We start from the raw sequence: 22,046 nt of genomic DNA, 5'->3' as shown, positions 1-22,046 counted from the left end.
CCGCAGCGCGGCACCCCCGCCGAGAATTCTCACATGCGTCACGCGACCACGGCTGAGCGGGCGGCGAGTGCCGCGAGTGCGCGCTCGGTGTCGGCGGTCACCTGGGCGCGCTGCTCGTCGGAGAGCGGACCGCGCGGCGGGCGGGTCGGGCCGCCGTAGGAGTTGCCGCAGATGTCCATCGACAGCTTGATGGCCTGCACGAACTCGGTGCGCGAGTCCCACCGGAACACGGCGACGAGCTGCTCGTAGAGCGCCTTGGCCTCGTGCCACTGGCCGTCGCGGCACAGGTTGTACAGCTCGACGGCCTCGCGGGGGAAGGCGTTCGGGTAGCCGGCGAACCAACCCACCGCGCCGTTGACCATGAGCTCGAAGAGCACGTCGTCGGCACCGGCGATGATGTCGATGTCGCACTGCTCCTTGATCTCGTAGACGCGGCGGACGTCGCCCGAGAACTCCTTGATCGCGACGACCTCGGGGATCTCCGCGAGCCGCGCGACGAGCGAGGGCACCAGGTCGACCTTGGTGTCGAACGGGTTGTTGTAGGCCATGATCGGCAGGCCGACCTTCGCGACCTCCTCGTAGTGCGCGATGACCTCGCGCTCGTTGGCGCGGTAGATCGTCGGCGGCAGCAGCAGCACGCCGTCGGCGCCGTCCTCGCGGGCGTGCTCGGCCCAGACGCGGGCCTGGTGGCTGCCCACGCCGTGCACGCCGGCGATGACGATGCCGCGCCCGTCGACGGCCTCGACGGCGACCTGGATCACCTTGCGGCGCTCCTCGTCGGTCAGCGACGAGTACTCGCCCAGCGACCCGTTGGGGCCGACGCCGCGGCATCCGTTCGCCATGAGGAAGTCGACGTGCTCGCCGAACTTGTCGTAGTCGACCGCGAGTCCTGCCGGCGCCGATGCGTCTTCCTTGAACGCGAGGGTGGTGGCCACGACGACGCCGCCGAGGTCCATGTTCTGCTCAGTCATTTCTTCTCCTGTGGTGTGAGCGGTGGGGCCGCGTTCTCGGTGCCGAGGGCGGCGGGGGTGCAGTGCGCGGCGAGCTCGCCGATGCGCACCGAGGAAAGGACGGGCCGTCGGTCGACGCCGAACGGGGTGCCGAGGATGTCTTCGACGCTGCGGCCGCAGGTGCGGCCCTGGCAGGCGCCGAGGGCGGCGCGGGTCGCCAGGCGCATGCCACGCGAGGAGACGCCGGCGTACTCGTCGATCGTCGCCTTGCGCACCGACTCGCAGCGGCACACGATGGTGTCGTCGTCGAGCCAGCTGGTCCAGCCGGCGCGGATGCCGTGCACGTCGAGCCGGGCGGCGAAGGCGCGCATGCGGCGGCGTGCGGCCAGCGGAGCGCGGTAGCGCAGGTCGGCCTCGGCGACGCCCGCGGCGGCGAGGCCGGCGATCTCGCCCTCGGCGAGCGCGGCGTCCGCCCCGCCGATGCCGGTGATCTCACCGGCGGCGTACACGTCGGGCGTGCTGGTGCGCTGCTGGGAGTCGACGCGCACGAAGCGATCCGGCGTGACCTCGCAGCCGAACTGCAGGGCGGCCTCCAGCCGGGGCGTGAACCCGTGGCCCAGCGCGACGGCGTCGCACTCGACGGTGCGCGCGGTGCCCGCGATGGGCCGCCAGTCGCGGTCGACGCGCTGCACGGTGACCGCTTCGACACTCGAGCCGCCGTGGATGCGGGTAACCGCGCTGCCGAACCGGTAGGGGGTGCGGCTCTTCACGAGCGATGCGACGTACGAGCCGAGCTCGCCGGCCTTACCGACGGCCGCGGTGAGCTCCCAGGCGCGCGCGCCCCAGCCCCGCAGGATCGTGCCGACGGATGCCGCCTCGACGACCTCGGCGACCGCGCCGCCGAGCAGCGTGATGCTCTGCGCCACCGGCAGGAGGAACGGCCCGGCACCGGCGACCACGGTGCGAGTGCCGAGCGTGATCCCGTCGCGCTTGGCGAGGGCCTGCGCCGCGCCGGCGGAGGTGACGCCGGGCAGGGTCCAGCCCGGCACCGGCAGCACGCGGTCGTGCGCGCCGGTCGCGATCACGACCGCATCCGCCCCCAGTGTCTCACCGCGACGATCGGCCCCGTCGGCAGCACCGATCAGCACGTGCACGCGCAACGGCGCCGCATGCTCGACGCGCCAGACGCTCGCGGACGACAGCACGCGCACGCCGTCGAGCGCCTGCCGCAGCCGGGCGAAGCGGCCGAGCTGGTGCTGCAATCTGCTGTCGGTGAAATCCGGGTGGTTCCGCCAGAACTGACCTCCGACGCGCTCGCTCTCGTCGACGAGCACGACCTCGGCGCCGGCTGCGGAGGCGGAGGTCGCGGCGGCCAGGCCCGCGGGTCCTGCGCCGATCACGACGACGCGGCGGATGCTCATGAACGCGCCTCCCGCTCGATGACATCGCCGTCGCACGCGGTGCGCTGGCAGGCGCGCACGCCCTCGACGCCGTTCACCGTGAGAACGCAGTCCTGACAGATGCCGATGCCGCAGAAGATGCCGCGCTCTGACCCGGACGCATCCCGCCACGTGCGGTGCCCGTTGGCGAGCAGGACGCCCGCGATCGTCTGCCCCTCGCGCCCTTCGAGCACCTCGCCGTCGAACCGGATGCCGACGCTCATGCGGCCACCCCCTGCAGCGTGCTGCGCGACGGCAGGAACGGGGTCGGATCGAGCGGTGCGGCGGTGCCGAGCACGGCGTGCGCGATGAGCGCGCCCGTCGTCGGGGCGAGGCCGATGCCTGCACCCTCGTGCCCCGCGGCGTGGAAGAGTCCCGCGATGCGGGCGTCGGCGCCGATGGCCGGCAGGTGATCGGGCGCGTACGGGCGGAAGCCGAAGTAGGTGCGCAGCAGCATGGTGTCACGCAGGAACGGGAAGAGGCGGGTCGCCTTCGCCGCGATCTCGGCGAGCGGTGGCAGCAGGTCGTCTTCCGAGAAGCCGACGCGCTCGCGACTCGAGCCGATCAGCACGGTGCCCGACGGAGTGGACTCCACGACGGTGGAGGTCTGCAGGGCGGCATCCCCCGAGCCGACGGCGCCGACGTAATCGGCGTCGTAGACCTTGTGGAACACCCGCTGCGGCATGGCCGTGGTGACCAGGATCGTGCCGCGGCGGGGGCGGATGTCGAGTTCGGCGCCGAACAGCGCTGCGGCCTCCCCCGCCCAGGGCCCGGCGCAGTTCACGACCGCATCCGCGTCGATCCGGCCCTCGCGGGTGTCGACACCGCGCACCCGATCGGCGTCGACGACGGCGCCGGTGACCTCGGTGATGCGCAGCCGGGCGCCGAGGTGGCGCGCACGGGCGAGCATGGCCTGCGCGGCCAGGCTGGGCTGCACCTGCGCGTCGTCGGGGTAGTGCACGCCGATCGCGACGTCCGGCGCGAGATGCGGCTCGGCGGCGCGCAGCGCCTGCTCGTCGAGCACGTCGGCGCGGATGCCGAGCTCGCGCTGGGTGGCGGCGAAGCTCTCCAACACGGCCGCTCCCCCGGCGAACGCGACGACCACGCCGCCCTTCGCCTCGAACTCGGTCGCGGGCTGTCCGGGCACCCGGTCGGCGTCGAGCCGCTCCGCGAGCTCACGCCAGGCGCGGTTCGCCTCGATGGCCATCAGCGCCTCGGCGCCGGGCTCCTTGTCGGAGACGAGGATGTTGCCCTCGCAGCGGCTGGAGGTCTCGCCGGCCACGCCGGTGCGGTCGAGCACGATCACCTCGGCGCCGGCCTCGGTGAGGGCGAGCGCGCAGGCGGCACCCACGGCACCCGCGCCGATCACGATGATCCGCATCGATCTCACCTCCTCGTCGGGGAAACTGCGACGTGTGACATATTACTCGCTGGGACAGCGCGGCGCCACCCGACGCTCGGCGAGCGCTGCGGTGGCTCAGCCGCCGAGGTACGCGTCGATCACGCGCGCATCCGCGGCCAGCTCGGCGGCCGGTCCCGACATGGTCGCCTGCCCGGTCTCCACGACGTATGCGCGGTCGGCGATCTTCAGTGCGGCCCTGGCGTTCTGCTCGACGAGCAGCACCGTGGCACCCTGGGCGTTCACGGCCTGGATCGTCTCCATGACCTGCTTGACCACCAGCGGGGCGAGACCCATCGACGGCTCGTCGAGCAGCAGCAGCTTCGGGCCGCCGATGATGGCCCGCCCGATCGCGACCATCTGCTGCTCGCCGCCCGACAGCGTGCCACCCTGCTGCCGACGCCGTTCGGCCAACCGGGGCATCAGCGCGTAGACCTGCTCGATGCGCTGCGCGATGAGCTTGGTGTCGCGCACGGTGTAGCCGCCGAGCAGCAGGTTCTCGTGCACGGTCATCGTCGAGAAGATGCGCCGGCCCTCGGGCACGTGGATCAGCCCGGCCGACACGATGTCCCACGGCTTCGCCGTCGTCAGGTCCATGTCGCCCCACCGCACCGCGCCCGACTTGGGCCGCACCAGGCCCGACAGCATGTTCATGGTCGTCGACTTGCCGGCGCCGTTGTTGCCGAGCAGGCAGACGATCTCGCCCTCGCGCACCTCGAAGCTGAGTTCACGCAGGGCGTGTACGCGGCCGTAGTAGACGTCGGCCGCCTCGACGGTCAGCGTGCTCATGAGCGCTTCTCCTTACGCGTGTTCTCCAGCAGCGAGAGGTCGACCGTCCCGGTCTGCAGCTTGGTGTCGTCGAGCGGCTCGTCCTCGACGCCGAGATACGCCTCGATCACGACGGGGTCGTTCTTGATCTGCTCCGGCGTGCCCTCGGCGATCTCCTTGCCGTAGTTGAGCACGACGATGCGCTCGGCCAGCTCCATGATCAGCCCCATGTCGTGCTCGATGAGCACCACGGCGACACCCAGGTCGCGGATGCGACGGATCAGCTGCATCAGCCCCTGCTTCTCGTTGAAGTTCAGGCCGGCGGCGGGCTCATCGAGCAGCAGCAGCTTGGGTCCGGTGGCGAGCGCCCTGGCGATCTCCACCCGGCGCTGCTCGCCGTACGGCAGCTGCGTGACGTAGAGGTTCTCATCGCCGGTGAAGCCGACGAAGTCCAGCCACCCGCGCGCCTGATCCGCGCACTCCTGCTCGGCGCGGCGGTATCCCGGCGTGTGCAGGAGCGTCGCCCAGAAGCCCTCGCGCAGGTTCGCGTGCATCGCGGTCTTGACGTTGTCGAGCACGCTCAGCTCGCGGAACAGCCGCAGGTTCTGGAACGTGCGCGCCATCCCCCACTTCGTCACCCGCGAGGGCAGCACCCGGTAGAAGCCGAAGCTCTGCAGCAGATCGAGCATGCGCAGGCGGCGCCAGAACGCCGGCGCCTCGCGCACGATGTCCTTGCCGTCGAAGACCACCGACCCCGACGTGGGCAGATAGAACGCCGAGATGCAGTTGAACGCGCTGGTCTTGCCCGCGCCGTTCGGACCGATCACGGCGAGGATCTCGCCCTCCTGGACAGAGAAGCTCAGTCCGTCGACGGCCTTCACACCACCGAACTGCAGGCGCAGATCCTTGACCTCCAGCAGAGTGCTCATCGAGCATCCTCCCCTTCCGTGGTCTCGAGATCCTCGTTGGCCGACGGCGGCGGAACGGCCATGAACCCGGCCGTCGGCGGCGGCACCGGCCGCTGCCTGCGCAGCCACGGCAGCACGGCCGTCGCGGGCCACAGCCCCGACGGGCGGAACAGCATCACGACGACGAGCAGCACGCCGAAGATCAGGAAGCGCCACTCCGAGAAGTCGCGCAGCAGCTCGGGGGCGAGCGACACGAACAGCGCACCGATGATCACGCCCGGTGTCGAGCCCATGCCGCCCAGCACCACGGCCATCAGGATCAGCGCCGAGTAGAGGAACTGGAAGCTGTTCGGGCTGATCGCCGACAGATGCGTTGCCATCAACTGGCCGGCGACGCCGGCCCACACCGCGCCGATGATGTACGCGGTGATCTTGGCGATGTAGGTGTTGATGCCCATCGCCTCGGCGGCATCCTCATCGTCGCGCACGGCCTTCCACGCCCGGCCGAGGCGGCCCTTGGCGAGCCGCCCCGCGCCGATGACGCCGACGAGCACGACGACGATCGCGACGAAGTAGTAGAACACCACCCGCTGCGGGAACTCCACCCCGAACACGGTGAAGCCGTCGGCGAAGCTCCAGCCGCCGAACGACCAGGTGGGGATGCCGTGGATGCCCGAGGGGCCGCCGGTGATGTCGAGGTTGTTCGCGGTGATGCGGATGATCTCGCCGAATCCGAGCGTGACGATGGCGAGGTAGTCGCTGCGCAGCCGCAGCGTGGGAGCGCCGATGATGATCCCGGCGAGGATGCAGGCCAGGATCGTCGCCGGCAGCGCCGCCCACATCGGCCAGCCGACCACCGTGGTCAGGATGCCGGAGATGTAGGCGCCGACGGCGAAGAACGCGATGTACCCGAGGTCGAGCAGCCCGGCGTAGCCGACCACCACGTTCAGGCCCATGCACAGCATGACGTAGATCAGCGCACTGGTCGCGATCGACATCGTGTACCGCGACGCGTCGAGGAAGGGCAGCACGGCGAGCAGCACGACGCTGAGCAGACCCAGCGCACGCAGGAACCCGCGGTTCGAGTTCAGCACTCCCCCGGGGGCCGCTTGGCGTTCGAACAGCGGGGCGGGCGCGCGCAGCGCGGCGTCGCGCGTGAGAGTGGAGCGGGACATGTCACATCCTCTCGACGACGCGGGCACCGAGGATGCCGGTCGGCTTGAAAGTGAGGAACAGGATGAGGAAGGCGAACGAGAACACGTCTCGCCATTCACCGCCGAACCATGCCGAGCCGAACGACTCGAGCAGGCCCAGCAGCAGCCCGCCGAGCATCGCACCGTAGAGGTTGCCGATGCCGCCGATGACAGCCGCGGTGAACGCCTTCAGGCCGATGATGAAGCCCATCAGGAAGTCGATCGAGCCGTAGTACGCCCCGGCCATCACGCCCGCGGCGCCGGCGAGCGCCGAGCCGATGAAGAACACCGTCGCGATGACGCGGTTGACGTTCACGCCCATGAGCTGAGCGCCCTGCGGATCGAGGGCGATGGCGCGCATCGCGCGACCCTGACGGGTGCGTTCGACGATGTGGGCCAGCACGAGCATGAGTGCCGCGGCGATCACGACCAGCACGATCTGCGCCGCGGTGATGCGCATGCCCGCGAAGTCGAATCCGCTCGACTCCAGCCGCACCGGGAAGGCCTCGGGGTTGGGCCCGAAGATCTGCCGCACCGCGTACTCGAGCGTGAACGACACGCCGATCGCGGTGATCAGCACGGCCAGTCGCGGGCTCTTGCGCAGCGGCCGGTAGGCGACACGCTCGATGCCGACGCCGATCAGACCGGTGGTGACCATCGAGAGCAGCAGGATGACCAGCAGCAGCGGGATGGAGGATTCGTTCGAGATGCCGAAGGCCGACATCGTCGCGAAGCCGGCGAACGCGCCGAGCATGTAGATGTCGCCGTGGGCGAAGTTCAGCAGCTTGATGATCCCGTAGACCATGCTGTAGCCGAGGGCGACGAGGGCGTAGAACGAGCCGACGATCAGGCCGTTCCAGATGAGTTGCATCACTGCGGATGTCCTTCCGCGTCGAAGGGACGCCGACGAGGTGGGGCGGCTCGCACCGCCCCACCCGGTCGGATCAGCCCTGGAGGTCGTCCTCGAGCACGAAGTTGCCGCTCGCCGGGTCGATGCCGACGATCACGAAGCCACCGCCGGAGAGGGTGTGGTCCTCGGTGAAGGTGAGCGGCCCCGCGAAGGTCTCGAAGTCCTTCAGCCCTTCGAGAGCGGCGACGACCTCGTCGAAGTCGGTGCTGCCCGCCTCCTCGATCGCCGCGGCGACCACGCGGACCGCGTCGTACGACTGCGTCGAGTACGGTCCGGGCTGGCCGCCGGCGAGCTCCTCGTAGTCGGCGATCCAGTCCTCGGCGCCCTCGATCATGTCGGGCGTCTGGGTGAAGGTGCCCAGCACCTTCTCGGTGTAGTCGCCGCCCGCGATCTCGGCGAACTTCGCGTCGACCGAGCCGTCGCCGACGAGGAACACGCCGTCGTAGCCGGCATCCGTCGCCTGACGAACGATCAGGCCGCCCTCCTGGTAGTAGCCGGTCCAGTACACGAGGTCGGGCTGCTCGGAGGCGAGCTGCGTGGCCACGGCCGAGTAGTCGTTCTCGCCCGGGGTCACGGTGGCCTCGAAGGCGATGTCCAGCCCCGCGGTACCGGCCTGATCGACGAACGACTTCGCGAGGTCGGCGGAGTACGAGGTGGCGTCGTCGATCACGGCGACGGTGGCCGCGCCGCTCTTCTGCGCGTAGGTGACCGCGGCCTCGGCCTGCTGCGTGCCGGTGCCGTTGATCAGGAACACGCCGGGCAGCTGCTGCGACACGAGCTCGTTCGAGTTCGCCGCCGGGATCACCATCGGGATGCCGGCCTCGTCGAAGATCGGCAGCGTCGGCAGCGTGGCGCCCGAGCAGTATCCGCCGACCGAGGCGACGATGCCGTCGGTGACGAGCTTGTTCGCGGCGGCGACCGCGGTGGTCGCGTCGCACGCGCCGTCCTCGACGAGCAGCTCGAGCTCGCGGCCGTCGATGCCGCCGTCCGCGTTGATCTCGTCGACGGCGAGCTGTGCGCCGTTCTGCATGTACTCGCCGAAGGCCGACTCGCTGCCCGAGAACGGGGCGAGCATGCCGAGCTTGATGGGGCCTTCCGCCTCACCGGAGTCGTCATCGCCGCCGCCGGCGAGGCCGCCGGAGCATCCCGCGAGGAGGACGATGGCGCCGGCTGCCGCGGCGAGGGAGAGCGCGCGACGGATGCGCGGGGTTCGGGTGTGCATGGGTGATCCTCCTGAGATGCTTCGTTGCATTGCCGCGAATAGCACGTGACACATTACTGATCGGATGGGGCGAAGGGAACAGCCGAGATGAATCCGTGACCGAACGAGCGGTCAGTCCTCGTCGCGCCCGCTCCAGACGCCACCCACGTGGCGGATGTGCCGGCGCATCAGCGCTTCGGCGCCGTCGCCGTCGCCCGCCACGAGGAGCTCGACCAGCTCACCGTGTTCGCGGGCGGTCGGCATGAGCCGGTCGCTCTCAACGAGATGAGCGAGGCCCACCAGGCGGGTCTGCTGTCGCAGCTCGCGCACGACCTCGACGAGCGTGCGGTTGCCGGTGAACTCGAGGATGCGCAGGTGGAACGCGGTGTCGGCGGCCAGGTACTCGGCGAACCTGCCGTCCCGGCCGGCATCGACGATGCGCTCCGCCAGCTCGCGCAGTTCCGCCACTTCGGCATCCGTCAGCGTCCCGGCGATCCGGCGCATGGGCGGCGCCTCGAGCAGCAGGCGAACCTCGCACAGCTCGTTGAGCTCGTCGTCGGAGACCTCGGTCACCGAGAAGCCGCGGTTGCGGATCGGACGCAGGAAGCCGCGGCGGGCGAGGTCCAGCATCGCCTCGCGCACCGGCGTCGCACTGACGCCGAAGTCGGCGGCGAGCGTGGGCACGGTGAGCACCTGCCCGGGCGGGATCTCCCCCGAGACGATGCGCGACGACAGCTGATTCTCGATCTGCTCGCGCAGGCTCTCCGCCGGCGTCAGCACCGTCCCGAACCCGCTCATCGCGCGGCGCCCAGCTGTGTCATGTGGCACATGCTACCGCGGAGAGCGAGCAGCTTCCCCAGCCGATTCCCTCACCGGTTCTCGCGGGGACGGTGCAGTTCACCAGGCCGCGGCGACCTCGGCATGCGTCGCGAGGATGCCCTCGGTCGTGCCGGCGGGCGCGCGGCCGATGCCGCATTCGGTCGCCACTCCGAACGAGGAGACGGACCGGGACGCGGCGGCGATGCGCCGGCGCGCTCCCTCGGCACCGTCCTCGCGGTGCACGAGCCCCAGATACAGCTCGGCCACCGGGGCGAGCGTCGCGAGCGGTGCGAAGTACGCGTCGTCGTCGCGCGCGATCGGCACGGGCAGATGCAGCCAGCTCAGCTCCCGTCCGGATGCCGCGATCACGGCGTTCGCGTAGCGCACCAGCGTGCCGGCATCCGCGGGCTCGATGAAGTGCTTCTCACCGGCATCGCCGTAGCAGAGGTGCACGCCGGCCTCCACGTCGGCGGGGACGGCGTCGACGAGGGCGACCAGCCGGGAGACCAGTCCGTCGAAGGGGTCACCCTCCCACCACGCCTCCATCACCTTTCCGTACCCGGAGGCGCGCTCGATGATGCCCAGCTCGCTGGCGACGTCCCACTGCACGGCCAGGTCGTCGTGCGGGATGGCGGCGAGGATGTCGTCGAGCTCACGCAGCAGCGCGTCGGCGTACACCGGCTCGATCGCGGCCCGATCGTCACCCGAGAAGAACGACGAGACGATCGCCACCGGGGTGGGCAGCGACACCTGGAACCGCACGCCCTCGGCGATCGCGCCGGCGTCGCGCAGACGTGAGAACACCTCGTACGACGCGATCGCCGCTTCCGCATATCCCAGCGCCGGCAGCTCGATCGCCGCTGCATCCACGCCCTCGGAGATGCGCAGCGGCCGGGCGTCGAGCCCGGCGCCGAACGGGATCGGCTCGGCGCCCACGCGCTCGATCCCCTCGGCCTGCCCGAGCACGTCGGGCTGGAACATGATCCAGTGGAACCGCTTGCCCACCTCGCCGTCGGGGATGCGCCGCAGGCGCGGACCGAGCACCTCGGCGGCGGTGCGGATGGTCTTCTCGGCGTCGTCGTAGTTCACGCTGCCGACGAGCAGCGCACCGCGGGGTTGGGTCATGCGTCCAGCGTAGGACGCCGCACGGCCGCGTTCCACGGCGACGACTTCGGCCGTCACACGAACGCGGATTAGGATCGCCTGAGAACGGATGCCGGAACGGAGATCGCGATGGGATTCCTCACCTCAGCCGCCCTGCACGAGACAGGGTACGTCGTGCTCGATCGCGACGACCGATCAGTCGATCCGGCGGAATGGCTCACCCTGGAGTACATCGGCTGGCGATCGTCGGGCATCACGCGCTTCGCGCCGCTGGCGAGCTACGCCGGCGACCTCGAGTGCAACGGCTTCTGGAACCACACCCCGCCGCGTGCCGACAGGGACGGCGTCTGGGTGCCGTCGCAGGTGTCGAAGGCGCCCACCCTGCAGCGGCTCGCCCTCGAGCCGGGCGCGAACGTCGGGCGCTGCCGGGTGATCGAGCTGCAGCCGAACACCTACGCCGACGCGATCTACAACCTGCACCAGGACGACAACAACCGCCTCAACGACGACGGCGCGGGCTGGGTGGTGCGCTCCTGGCGCAATCTCACCGACGATGCGGATTCGCTGCTGATCCTGCGCGCCGACCGCTTCGACCCGACCACCGAGGTGCGTCTGCCGCTGCCGTCCGGCTCGCGGATCATCGTCGACACGCAGCGCTTCTGGCACGCGGTGTGGCACCGTGGCGATGCGCCTCGGTACTCGCTCATCACGTCGTGGTCGTCGGGCGCGGAGCTCGACGGGTACATCGCCGCACACCACGGCGACCCCCGCCCGGCATCCGTCGACCTGCCCGACGCGCTCATCGCCGAGGCGCAGACCGAGATGCACCGCCGCATCGAAGAGCGCCGTCAGGCGTTCGAGGCGCACGGCATCGTGATGGAACCTCCGACGCCGCTGAACTGACGCACACGGTCGCACACCGTGCGAACACGCTCAGATCGTGCGTCCGTCAGCGATCCGCACGACGCGGTCGATCGTGCCTTCGGGCGGCGCGACGTGCGAGATGAGCACGACGGTCTGCTCACCGGCCGCGCCGAGCAGATCGCCGAGCAGCGCATCGGACGCCTCGGGGTCGACCCCTGCGGTCGGCTCGTCGAGCACGAGCAGCGGGAAACCGCGCAGCAGCGCACGTGCCAGCGCGATGCGCTGCGCCTGACCGCCCGAGACCAGCGCACCGCGATCGCCGACACGCGCGTCGAGACCGCCGCGCCGCCGCGCCCAGTCACCGAGGCCGACGCGATCGAGCACGGCGAGCAGCTCGGTGTCGGTGGCGGTGTCACGGGCGAACAGCAGGTTCTGACGCAGATCCTCGTCGAACAGCTGCGGCGACTGCTCGCACAGACCCACGAGCTCGCGCAGCGCGGGACCGGGGATGCTCGCGGCATCCCGACCGCCGAGCTCGTACACCCCGTCATGGGTCAGGAACCCGACGAGCACGGCGGCCAGCGTGGATTTGCCCGCCCCGCTGGGCCCCGTGATCAGCACCCGCTCCCCCGGCGCGACGTCGAGGTCGATGCCGTCGAGCGCGGGCGCCGAGGCGCCGGGCCAGGACGCTCGGATGCCGCGCAGCCGCAACGCCGGGACGCGGGAATCGCCCTTCCCGGCGGAGTGCCTCTGTGCCACCCTCGGCTCATCGTGCCGCAGCGCGGCGGGGGCGTCGGCCGGCAGCAGCGCATCGATCCGCTCCGCACTCGCCGTCACACCCCGCCACGAGGCCGCCGCCTGCGGCACGACGGCGAACACCTCGAACACCGCCATCGGCAGCAGCACGGCGACGGCGAACCACGCCCCATCGGCGGCGCCGCCGGCCGCGCCGGGCACGGCGACCGTCAACGCCCAGATCGACGCGGCCCCCGCCGCGACCGACACGACCGCGGCCGACAGCGACTGCGCCAGGGCGGCACGCCCGACCGCACGACGCAGCTCGGCATCCGCCGCGCGGGTGCGCTCACGCGCCTCGGCCTCCGCGCCATAGGCCAGCAGCACATCGAGCGCCGTGAGGTAGTCGACGAGAGCCGCCGACAGCTCCGATCGGCGGGCGGTGATCCGCCGTTCGGCACGAGCGCCCGCCATCCCGCCGATGAGCACCGCAAGAACGACGGCGACGACGAGACACCCGGCGAGCGCCAGCGCGGCGGCGGGCGAGACGATCGCCATCACCGCGACCGACGCGATGGCGATCAGTCCTCCGATGACCAGCGGCTGCACGACGCGCAGCGGCAGGTTCTGCAGGTTCTCGACGTCGTCGACGAGCGCCGACAGCACCGCGCCGCGATCGGTGGCTCCGAGGCCCGCGGGCGAGAACGGGATGAGCCTGCGCACGATGCCCGAGCGGACCTCGCCGAGCTGCCGCAGCGCCGCGTCGTGCCCTGCGAGACGCTCCAGGTACCGGAACACGGCGCGCGACACCGCGAAGAAGCGCACGCCGACGACGGCGACCGAGAGCGGAACGAGCGAGTCGACGACCGAGGCGCTCACGATCAGCCAGCCGCTGACCAGCAGCAGGCCGATGGCGGCGGCGGCCGACGCCACGCCGGCGATGAGACCCGGCGCGAAGCGGCGCAGCGGTGGCATCGCCCGGCGCAGCACCTCGCGTGCGTTCGCGCCGCTCATGCCGAAACCCGATCGTCGTAACCGCCGCACGTCTGAAGGACGAATGCGATTCTGAAGGACGGCTCGGCAGCATCCATCCTCAGATCTTGCCGATGTCCTGAATTCCTGCATGGAGCGCTCATGCCGGCACCCCGAGCTCGATGATCCGGTCGGCGATGTCACGGGCGGTGCGGCGGTGCGAGATCAGCAGCACCGTGGTCCCGGCATCCGCCGCGGCGCGCAGCGAGCTCCACAGCGCGGCTTCGGTGTCGGCGTCGAGCGCGCTCGACGGCTCGTCGAGCGCGAGCACCTGCGCTCCCGCCCCCAGACGGTACAGCGCCCTGGCCACCGCGACGCGCTGCGCCTGCCCTCCCGAGAGCCCCGCGCCCTGCACGCCCAGAGCCGCGGACGGGTCGAGGCCGGACGCGCAGGCGGCGTCGAGCGCGCGACGGATGCGGTCGGCATCCGGCTGCGGGTCTCCGAGCGCGACGTTCGCCGCGATGCTGCCCTGCAGCAGCCCGGGGCGCTGACCGGCCCAGGCCAGCCAGGCGGCGGGATCGAGCCCGCGCACGTCGACGCCGTCCAGTCGCGCGACGCCCTCGAAGGGCGCGGCGCCGCGCAGCGCCGCCAGCAAGCTCGACTTGCCGGCCCCGCTCGGCCCCTCGACGAGCGTCACCGTCCCCGGAGCGGCGTCGAACGACACCGGCGGCAGGTCGCGCACGCGCAGATCGCGCACGCAAAGCATCCCGCCCGCGCGCGGACCCGCGGGCGCTTCGCGCGCGGACGTGTTCTCGATGCGGGTCGAATCGGTGGAGAGCTCCGTGTGACGGGCGCTTCCCGGCGGCATGGCTTGCGGTGCACTGTCGCCGTCGAGCACCTCGAACACCTGCTCGCTCGCCGCGACGCCCTCGGCGGCGGCGTGGAACTGCACGCCCACCTGACGCAGCGGCAGGAACGCCTCGGGGGCGAGCAGCAGCACGAACAGCCCGACGCCGAGCGCCATGTCACCGGCCAGCAGCCGGAACCCCACGGCCACCGCGATGAGCGCGATGGCGAGTGACGACAGCAGCTCGAGCGCGAAACCCGACAGGAAGGAGTACCGCAGCACCCGCATCGTCTCGCGGCGGTACTGCTCGGCGGTGGCGCGGGTGCGTTCGACGGCGCGGCGCTCCCTGCCGAAGATCCGCAGCGTCGACAGGCCCTGCACGGTGTCGGCGAAGCGCGCCGCGAGCTGCTGCAGCACCTGCAGCCGGCGGCGCTGCACACCGCGCGTCGCGAGGCCGATCAGCACGAGGAACAGCGGGATCAGGGGCAGTGTGAGCGCCGCGGTCAGTCCGCTCGGCCAGTCCGCCAGCCACATGACCCCGACGATGACCGGCGTCGCGACGGCGGTGAGCACCAGCTGCGGGATGTAGCGCGAGAAGTACGGGTCGAGCGCGTCGAGCCCGTGTCCGGCGGTGACCGCCAGCGCCGCCTGGTTGCGCCGCGCGAGCCACTCCGGTCCGCGCCGGCCGATCGCCGCGAGAAGCGCCGCCCGCAGCTGCGCACCGGCGCGCGCCGCGGCTGCCAGGCCCCAGGCCTCCGATGCCCACAGCAGGATGCCGCGTGCCACGACGATCACGGCGAGCCAGGCCATCGTCGCGGCATCCGCTCCCCTGCCCTCGACGACCGCGGTGATGCCGTCGGCGAGCAGCCAGGAGAACGCGATCGTCACGGCCGTCTGCGCGATCGCGATCACGGCGGACGCCGCCAGGTAGCGGCGCGCCGCCGGCGCGTACCGCAGCAGCCGCGGGTCGATGGGCTTCAAGGGTGGTGTCCGTTCCGCGGGCTCATGCGTGCGCCGGCGCCGCCTCGATCGAGCGTCGGGTGACGCGCTTGCGGAAGACCCAGTACGTCCACGCCTGATAGGCGATCACCAGCGGCAGCGCGACCAGCGCCGTCCAGCTCATGATCTGCAGCGTGTACGGCGTGCTCGACGCGTTCTCGAGCGTCAGGCTGTTCGCGTCGGCGATCGTCGACGGCAGCACGTACGGGAACAGCGCGGCGAACAGCATCACCACGGCGAACAGCACGGTGACGACCCCTGCCGCGAACGCCCTGCCGTCGCGCTCGCGCACGGTGAACCGCACCGAGGCGACCAGCGCCACGGCCGCGACAGCACCGCCGGCGATCACCAGCCACAACGCGGGGGCCTCACGGCCGGCCGCCAGCGCGATCGTCCACAGCACCGTGCCCGCGGAGACGAGCACCGTCGGTGCGGCCGCGAACTTCGCCAGACGACGAGCATCCGCCTGCACCCGCCCGTCGGTCTTCAGAGCCACGAAGTACACGCCGTGCACGAAGAACAGCAGCAGGGTCGTGACGCCGACGAGCAGCGCGTACGGGTTCAGCAGCGCGAAGACGCCGCCGACGTGCACGTGATCGGCGTTCAGCGGCACGCCCTGCACGATGTTGCCGAACGCGACGCCCCACAGGAACGCGGGCACGACAGAGCCGATGACGATCATGCGATCGAAACGCGCCTTCCAGGCGGCATCCTCCCGCTGGTGCCGGTACTCGAACGACACCCCGCGCAGGATCAGCGCGAGCAGGATGACCAGCAGCGGCAGGTAGAACCCGCTGAACAGCGAGGCGTACCACTCGGGGAACGACGCGAACAGGCAGGCGCCCGCCACGATCAGCCAGGTTTCGTTGAGGTCCCAGACCGGACCGATCGTGTTGATCACCTGCCGGCGCGAGACGTCGTCGCGGCCGAGGAACGGCAGGGTCATGCCGACGCCGAAGTCGAACCCGTCGAGCACGAAGTAGCCGACGAAGAAGAAGGCGATGAGCCAGAACCAGACGTATGCGAGATCCATGGGTTCCCTTTCCGTGACTCAGTACACGACCGACGGCACCCGCGCCGCCTCATCGTGGGTCTCGGTGGTGTCCGGACCCTTCTGAGCGGCCCGGATGATGAGGCGGATCTCGACCACCGCCAGGGCGGCGTAGATCGCGGTGAAGGCGATGAGCGAGATGAGCACGTCGACGCCGTTCACACCGGGCGAGACGCCGTCCTGCGTGGTCATCAGGCTGAACACGATCCAGGGCTGACGGCCCATCTCGGTGAAGACCCAGCCGACGATGTTGGCGCCCAGCGCGAGCGGGTACGACCAGATGGCGATCTTCCACATCCACGGCGCAGGCGGGTTCTTCGCGTTCGGGCGGGTGGCCCAGAGGCCGACCAGGGCGATGAACGCGTGCAGCATGCCCAGGCCGATCATCCAGCGGAACGCCCAGTAGGTGATCCACAGCACCGGGGTGAACTCGGTCAGCCCCGTCGCCTCGCCGAACCGGTCGGCGTACTCGGCGTTGAGGTCGTTGATGCCGTGCACGCAGCCGTCGAGGGAGTGATTCGACAGCACCGAGAGCAGATACGGCACGCGGATGCTGAACAGCTCGGTCTTGCCGTCCGGCGTGCCGAGCGTGAACAGGCTGAAGGCGGCGTCCTTGCCGCACACCGTGTTGAACGTCGCCTCGGCGGCGGCCATCTTCATCGGCTGCGTGGCGTACATCGCGAGTCCCAGCTGGTCGCCGGTGAGCACGACGCCGGCCGTACAGACCAGCATCGCCCACAGGCCGAACTTCAGCGACACCCGCATCGTGTCGACGTGCCGGCCGCGCGCGAGGTGCCATGCCGACACCGAGATGACGACCCCCGAGGCGAACATGAACGCGCCGAACAGGGTGTGCGGGAACGCCGCGAGCGCGACCGGGTTGGTGAGCAGCGCCCAGAAGTCGACCAGCTCGGCGCGGTTCGTGGCCGGGTTGTACTCGTAGCCGACCGGGTTCTGCATGAACGCGTTGGCGGCGATGATGAAGTACGCCGAGAGGATGCTGCCGATCGAGACGCACCAGATGGTGGCGAGGTGCAGCTTCTGCGGCAGCCGGTCCCAGCCGAAGATCCACAGCCCGATGAACGTGGCCTCGAAGAAGAACGCGAGCAGTCCCTCGAAGGCCAGCGGAGCGCCGAACACGTCGCCGACGAACCGCGAGTAGTCCGACCAGTTCATGCCGAACTGGAACTCCTGCACGATGCCGGTCACGACGCCCATCGCGAAGTTGATGAGGAAGATCTTGCCGAAGAAGCGGGTGAGGTGCAGGTGGCGCACTTCGCCGGTGCGCACCCAGGCGGTCTGGAAGATCGCCGCGACGGTCGCCATGCCGATCGTCAGCGGCACGAACAGGTAGTGGTAGATGGTCGTCAGACCGAACTGCCACCGCGACAGCACCAGAGGGTCAAGCCATTCCATGCACGTGTCCTCGCTCTCGATCCGGAAGAGGTGGGGCGCGGCGCTGCGCGGGCTGAGGGTCGGTCCGGGGACGGCCCGCCGCCTGCTCTGCATCCATTATCGGCCGAGAATGACACGGGAAGGGGGTGTCGGACCGGGAAAAAGCCCCGATGACGATAGGAATGCCGGATGCCGCCGATAGCGCCGGCGCATCGCGCCCTACGCGCCGGAGCATCGCCTCTCGCGTCGGTGTCGGATCTCGCGGATAGCCTTGCACCATGGCCACCCGCAAACCCGCACCGCCCGCCTTCGTCTGCACGGAGTGCGGTTGGACGACGGCGAAGTGGGTGGGTCGCTGCGGCGAGTGCCAGCAGTGGGGAACCGTGCAGGAACAGACCGCGAAGACCGGCGTTCTGCGCCAGCTGGATGCCGTGGCACCCGCGGCGGGGCGCACGGCTCGCCCCATCACGCAGATCACCACGGCGGATGCTCCGCGGCGCACCAGCGGCGTCGGAGAGTTCGACCGCGTGCTGGGCGGCGGCATCGTGCCGGGCGCTGCCATCCTGCTCTCCGGCGAACCGGGTGTGGGCAAATCGACGCTGCTGCTCGAAGTGGCGGCATCCACCGCGCGCGCCGGACGGCGCGTGCTGTACGCGAGCGCGGAGGAGTCGCCGGCCCAGGTGCGTCTGCGAGCCGAGCGCACGGGCGCGCTGCACGACCAGCTGTACCTCGCGAGCGAGACCGACCTCGCCACGATCCTCGGGCACATCGACGAGGTGCGGCCCGACCTGGTGATCGTCGACTCGGTGCAGACCGTGTCGTCGGGCCTGATCGACGGCTCGGCCGGGCAGCCCAGTCAGGTGCGCGAGGTCGCGGCCACCCTGATCCGCATCGCCAAGGAGCGCGACCTGCCGATCATCATCGTCGGCCACGTCACCAAGGACGGCCAGGTGGCGGGGCCGCGCGTGCTGGAGCACCTGGTCGACGTGGTGTGCCATTTCGAGGGCGACCGTCAGACGGCGCTGCGTTTCATCCGTGCGCTGAAGAACCGGTTCGGCCCGACCGACGAGGTCGGCTGCTTCGAGATGACCGGTGCCGGCATCGCCGAGGTGCCCGACCCGAGCGGACTCTTCCTGTCGCAGGGGGCGGCGGAACCGGGCACCTGCGTGGCGATCGCGCTCGAGGGCCGGCGGGCGATGCCCGTGGAGGTGCAGGCGCTCACGATCGAGTCGAATGCGCCGAACCCGCGGCGCGTGGTGCACGGGCTCGACTCGTCGCGCGTGGCGATGGTGCTGGCGATCCTCGAGCGGCGGGCGGGGATCGCCACCTCGAAGCTGGACGTGTACGTGTCGACCGTGGGTGGGGTGCGATTCACCGAACCGGCCGCCGACCTGGCGATCGCCGTCGCCGTCGCCGGATCGATCCGCCAGTTCTCCGTGCCGCGCACCGTCGCCACGGTCGGCGAGCTGTCGCTGGCCGGTGAGATCCGTCCGGTGACCCAGGCGGCCCAGCGGCGCAGCGAAGCCGCGCGACTGGGCTACAGCCAGGTGGTCGACGACCGCTCGAAGACGCTGCGCTCCGCCCTGGCGGATGTGCGCTCGCGGGCGACGGCGCGCCGCGCGGAGGACGAGATCCCGGCGTTCTGATCACGCCGGCGCATGGCTTCGACGCATCGCGTCGGACCCGCTTCGGCGAGAGGTCAGAAAACGCCGCATCCGCATACCCAGATGCCACGTTCCGCGACCCCTCACCGAGCACAACCCCAGCGAGAGGTCAGAAAACGCCGCATCCGCAGGCCCGGATGCCGCATTCCGCGACCCCTCACCGAGCACGACCCGCGTGAGAGGTCAGAAAGTGCCGCACCCGCATACCCGGATGCCACGTTCCGCGACCCCTCAACGAGCACGACCCCGGCGAGAGGTCAGAAAGTGCCGCACGCGCAGGCCCGGATGCCGCGTTCCGCGACCCCTGACGGAGCACGACCCCGGTGAGAGGCCAGAAGATGCCGCATCCGCATACCCGGATGCCACGTTCCGCGACCCCTCACCGACCACGACCCCCGTGAGAGGTCAGAAAATGCCGCACGCGCAGGCCCGCATCCCGCGTTCCGCGACCCCTCAGCGAGCACGACCCCCGGTGAAAGGTCAGAAAATGCCGCATCCGCAGGTCCGGATGCGGCGCTTTCTGACTTCTCAGCATTCGGGGCGGAGCGTGGCCTGCGCCGCATCAGGCGCGGCGCGGATCGCTGGGGCCTCCCCTGGTTCCCTTGTGCGCCTCCTCGATGATGCGCACATTGCGCACCTCGACGGTGTCGGCCATCAGTAGGTCGAGCGAGGTCACGAACAGACGGCCGATCTCGGCATCCGTGGCGTCGGGGCCGGGCAGATCGACGCGGAAGCCCTGCGTCTGGAGCGCGCCCTCGTTGGCGAACGTCACCTCGGCGTCGAAGATCGCGCGGTACTGCGGCATCAGGCTTCCAGAGCCCTCAGCAGCTCGGCAGGCGGCGCCTGCATGGGGTGGGGGCCGGCGATGTCGAGGAACACCGTGGTGATCGTGTCGAGGTGCGTGCGGAGGAAGGACTTCAGCCACGCCGGCGAGTAGATGCCCACGCCGGGCGGCAGGTTGGCGGGCTTGTTCGTGGCGTCGCTGAACAGCAGCAGCGCGACGTCTCCGCTGTTCGGGTCACGATAGGTCCAGACCTCGCCGCCGTCGAGCGGGTTGTCGCGCGCGCCGGGCTTGATGAGCGGCACCACGGTGTTGCCGTTGCGCAGGGCGAGCGCGACAGCCGCCATGTCCTGCTTCTCGAGCGCCTGCGCCAGCGCTTCGGAGCGGAACTCCTCGGGAGCCGGGCGCTTGGGGGCAGGTCTCTTCTTCGCCATGGCTCCAGCCTAGAAGAGGGCGAGCCGGTGGAGAGGATGGGGCCCTCTCGAGTCTTCCATTGGGGACTGGGAAACACGAGAGGGCCCTCTGGCTCTCAGAGCGGCGACTGTCGAAGCGCTGGGGACGCTGGAATCGACACCACTGGGGATGGCTGTGCCGCATGATCCGGAGAACCAGATTCCATGGTATCCCAAGATGCTCGCCATGTCAGCCGCATCTGAACCGCGTTTCGGGCGCGTCGAGGCGGTCAGCGCAGGATGATCTGCTTCGTCATCGCGCTCTCGAAGCCGCCGATCTCCACGGCCAGGTGATACGAGGCACCCCCACCGGGCGCGCGTGCCCGGTTCTTCTGATCGCAGGTGTCGACCGACGAACGGGTGCGATCCCACACCACCGGCGTCACGCTGCTCACGTCCGTTCCTGCCGGAAGCGTGACGATCATGTCGCTGGGGTCGGTCTGGCAGTCGGTCGACCGCCACCACACATCCGACCCGCTCGAGATCGTGAACTTCTGCGTGCTGGAGCCCACGTTGATCGTGCAGTCCTGGTCGCTGATGTTCGCGAGCGCGATGGACAGCTGCGGCAGGTCGTCGGCGCCGTAGGTGTCGGCATCGGTCACGGCCGTCACCTCGACGTCCTTCGCCGTGCACGCGATGATCTGCGGCGTCTCGGACGGCGTCGGCTCGGTCGAATCGGTGGGTGCGGGAGAGCCGGAGGACGTGCCCGACGGTGTCGGTCCGGCGGTCGTCGTGGACGTCGGGGCAGGGCCGGATGCGGTGTTCCAGGGCTGTGCCACCGCCAGCCAGACACCGGCGCCGATGGCGGCGATCACGAGGAGGAGAACCAGGAGCACGGCCAGCCTGCGGCGGCGGTAGACCGCCGGTGTGGGGCGGCGTGCGGGCTTTCCTGGCATGCACTCCAGGCTAGTTCAGGTGCTTGAGCAACCGGGTGTTGCCGAGCGTGTTCGGCTTGACGTGGGCGAGGTCGAGGAACTCCTCGACGCCGGCGTCGCCGCTGCGCAGCAGCTGGGAGTACACGTCGGCGTCGACGATCTGCTCGCCGATGGGCGCGAAGCCGCGGCGGATGAAGAAGTCGGTCTCGAAGGTGAGGCAGAACAGCCGTGACAGGCCGAGTTCACGGGCGCGGCGCTCGAGATCCTCGACGATCGCTCGGCCGACGCCGTGGTGCAGCCAGTCGTCGCGCACGAGCAGGGTGCGCACCTCACCGAGGTCCTCCCACATCACGTGCAGCGCCCCGCATCCGATCAGCTCCCCTTCGGCCTCGGCGACGACGAACTCCTGTACGGCCCCGTAGAGCACGGCGAGGTCCTTGCCGAGCAGGATGCGCTGCTCGACCAGCGGATCCAGGAGTGCGTGGATCCCGCTGATGTCGGCGCTGCGCGCTGCGCGCACGATGTACTCGCTCACGGTTCCAGCCTAGAACCGGCGCGGGCCGCGTCGCGTGCTCTGCCCGCGCGGCGGCGAAAATCGGCCGGACACGACGAGGGGCGGGGGGGGCGCCCCCACCCCCCCCCCCCGGCGCGCGGACACCGCCGACGGCGTGGCGCGCGGGGCCGGGGGGGCGGGGGTGGGCCGCCGGGGGGGGCACCCGC

General features: G+C 70.6%; 21 protein-coding genes. 2 read left to right on the top strand and 19 right to left on the bottom strand.

Annotated elements, in window-relative coordinates; genetic code table 11:
• Window positions 1–38 precede the first annotated feature (38 nt).
• From ACFWH5_RS12360 to ACFWH5_RS12310, 11 genes are all read right to left on the bottom strand, one after another.
• A complete protein-coding gene (locus ACFWH5_RS12360; protein ID WP_378835015.1) occupies window positions 39–971 on the bottom strand; it encodes a dihydrodipicolinate synthase family protein in 933 nt (310 codons plus the stop codon).
• Window positions 968–2,371, bottom strand: coding sequence for an FAD-dependent oxidoreductase (locus tag ACFWH5_RS12355; RefSeq protein WP_378835014.1), 1,404 nt, complete (start codon window positions 2,369–2,371; stop codon window positions 968–970). Before ACFWH5_RS12355 ends, ACFWH5_RS12360 begins: the two co-directional genes overlap by 4 nt.
• Complete coding sequence (locus tag ACFWH5_RS12350) at window positions 2,368–2,613, bottom strand: (2Fe-2S)-binding protein (protein ID WP_378835013.1); 246 nt, start codon at window positions 2,611–2,613, stop codon at window positions 2,368–2,370. The genes ACFWH5_RS12355 and ACFWH5_RS12350 overlap by 4 nt, the downstream gene beginning before the upstream one ends.
• Window positions 2,610–3,770 (bottom strand): NAD(P)/FAD-dependent oxidoreductase, encoded by a 1,161-nt coding sequence (locus tag ACFWH5_RS12345; RefSeq protein ID WP_378835012.1) that lies wholly within the window; start codon window positions 3,768–3,770, stop codon window positions 2,610–2,612. Before ACFWH5_RS12345 ends, ACFWH5_RS12350 begins: the two co-directional genes overlap by 4 nt.
• A 96-nt stretch (window positions 3,771–3,866) precedes the next feature.
• Window positions 3,867–4,577 (bottom strand): ABC transporter ATP-binding protein, encoded by a 711-nt coding sequence (locus ACFWH5_RS12340; protein WP_378835011.1) that lies wholly within the window; start codon window positions 4,575–4,577, stop codon window positions 3,867–3,869.
• Window positions 4,574–5,485, bottom strand: a complete 912-nt coding sequence (locus ACFWH5_RS12335) for an ABC transporter ATP-binding protein (RefSeq protein ID WP_378835010.1) — start codon at window positions 5,483–5,485, stop codon at window positions 4,574–4,576. The genes ACFWH5_RS12340 and ACFWH5_RS12335 overlap by 4 nt, the downstream gene beginning before the upstream one ends.
• Window positions 5,482–6,639, bottom strand: a complete 1,158-nt coding sequence (locus ACFWH5_RS12330; RefSeq protein WP_378835008.1) for a branched-chain amino acid ABC transporter permease — start codon at window positions 6,637–6,639, stop codon at window positions 5,482–5,484. Before ACFWH5_RS12330 ends, ACFWH5_RS12335 begins: the two co-directional genes overlap by 4 nt.
• Before the next feature lies 1 nt (window position 6,640).
• Window positions 6,641–7,528 carry a branched-chain amino acid ABC transporter permease gene (locus ACFWH5_RS12325; protein WP_378835773.1) on the bottom strand — a complete coding sequence of 296 codons (888 nt, stop codon included), beginning with the start codon at window positions 7,526–7,528 and terminating at the stop codon, window positions 6,641–6,643.
• Window positions 7,529–7,601: 73 nt separating this feature from the next.
• On the bottom strand, window positions 7,602–8,789 hold the full coding sequence (locus tag ACFWH5_RS12320; protein ID WP_378835007.1) for a branched-chain amino acid ABC transporter substrate-binding protein: 1,188 nt from the start codon (window positions 8,787–8,789) through the stop codon (window positions 7,602–7,604).
• A 111-nt stretch (window positions 8,790–8,900) separates the two neighbouring features.
• The gene (locus ACFWH5_RS12315; protein ID WP_378835005.1) at window positions 8,901–9,566 is read right to left on the bottom strand and encodes a GntR family transcriptional regulator; all 666 of its coding nucleotides are present in this window, start codon (window positions 9,564–9,566) and stop codon (window positions 8,901–8,903) included.
• 99 nt (window positions 9,567–9,665) lie between these two features.
• Window positions 9,666–10,712, bottom strand: coding sequence for a hypothetical protein (locus tag ACFWH5_RS12310; RefSeq protein ID WP_378835004.1), 1,047 nt, complete (start codon window positions 10,710–10,712; stop codon window positions 9,666–9,668).
• A gap of 108 nt (window positions 10,713–10,820) precedes the next feature.
• Between ACFWH5_RS12310 and ACFWH5_RS12305 the strand changes: the two genes are divergently transcribed.
• A complete protein-coding gene (locus tag ACFWH5_RS12305; RefSeq protein WP_378835002.1) occupies window positions 10,821–11,594 on the top strand; it encodes a hypothetical protein in 774 nt (257 codons plus the stop codon).
• A gap of 30 nt (window positions 11,595–11,624) precedes the next feature.
• Here the strand turns inward: ACFWH5_RS12305 and cydC are convergent, their stop codons facing one another.
• The 4 genes from cydC to ACFWH5_RS12285 form a co-directional block, all read right to left on the bottom strand.
• Entirely contained in the window at window positions 11,625–13,304 is a 1,680-nt protein-coding gene (cydC, locus tag ACFWH5_RS12300) for a thiol reductant ABC exporter subunit CydC (protein WP_378835001.1), read from the bottom strand.
• Between the two features lie 118 nt (window positions 13,305–13,422).
• Window positions 13,423–15,090: a thiol reductant ABC exporter subunit CydD gene (gene cydD / locus ACFWH5_RS12295; RefSeq protein WP_378835000.1), complete on the bottom strand. Its 1,668-nt coding sequence runs from the start codon at window positions 15,088–15,090 to the stop codon at window positions 13,423–13,425.
• Window positions 15,091–15,112: 22 nt separating this feature from the next.
• Window positions 15,113–16,141, bottom strand: coding sequence for a cytochrome d ubiquinol oxidase subunit II (gene cydB, locus ACFWH5_RS12290; protein ID WP_378834998.1), 1,029 nt, complete (start codon window positions 16,139–16,141; stop codon window positions 15,113–15,115).
• Window positions 16,142–16,159: 18 nt separating this feature from the next.
• Complete coding sequence (locus ACFWH5_RS12285; protein ID WP_378834997.1) at window positions 16,160–17,575, bottom strand: cytochrome ubiquinol oxidase subunit I; 1,416 nt, start codon at window positions 17,573–17,575, stop codon at window positions 16,160–16,162.
• A gap of 257 nt (window positions 17,576–17,832) precedes the next feature.
• Here ACFWH5_RS12285 and radA point away from each other — a divergent pair, with 257 nt between their 5' ends.
• Window positions 17,833–19,200, top strand: coding sequence for a DNA repair protein RadA (gene radA / locus ACFWH5_RS12280; protein WP_378834996.1), 1,368 nt, complete (start codon window positions 17,833–17,835; stop codon window positions 19,198–19,200).
• 580 nt (window positions 19,201–19,780) lie between these two features.
• On the opposite strand, the gene ACFWH5_RS12275 is transcribed toward radA, so the two are convergent.
• The 4 genes from ACFWH5_RS12275 to ACFWH5_RS12260 all read right to left on the bottom strand — a co-directional run bounded on the left by ACFWH5_RS12275 (window position 19,781) and on the right by ACFWH5_RS12260 (window position 21,861).
• Complete coding sequence (locus ACFWH5_RS12275) at window positions 19,781–20,023, bottom strand: hypothetical protein (RefSeq protein ID WP_378834994.1); 243 nt, start codon at window positions 20,021–20,023, stop codon at window positions 19,781–19,783.
• Window positions 20,023–20,433, bottom strand: coding sequence for a dehydrogenase (locus ACFWH5_RS12270; RefSeq protein ID WP_378834992.1), 411 nt, complete (start codon window positions 20,431–20,433; stop codon window positions 20,023–20,025). Before ACFWH5_RS12270 ends, ACFWH5_RS12275 begins: the two co-directional genes overlap by 1 nt.
• A gap of 248 nt (window positions 20,434–20,681) precedes the next feature.
• On the bottom strand, window positions 20,682–21,347 hold the full coding sequence (locus ACFWH5_RS12265; RefSeq protein WP_378834991.1) for a hypothetical protein: 666 nt from the start codon (window positions 21,345–21,347) through the stop codon (window positions 20,682–20,684).
• A gap of 10 nt (window positions 21,348–21,357) precedes the next feature.
• On the bottom strand, window positions 21,358–21,861 hold the full coding sequence (locus tag ACFWH5_RS12260; protein WP_378834990.1) for an amino-acid N-acetyltransferase: 504 nt from the start codon (window positions 21,859–21,861) through the stop codon (window positions 21,358–21,360).
• Between the last annotated feature and the right edge of the window lie 185 nt (window positions 21,862–22,046).

It is taken from the genome of Microbacterium sp. NPDC058345 (assembly GCF_042723855.1).
Taxonomy (GTDB): Bacteria; Actinomycetota; Actinomycetes; order Actinomycetales; family Microbacteriaceae; genus Microbacterium.
Note: the sequence above shows the minus strand (reverse complement) of the source record. Positions and strands in the feature narration are given on the sequence as shown.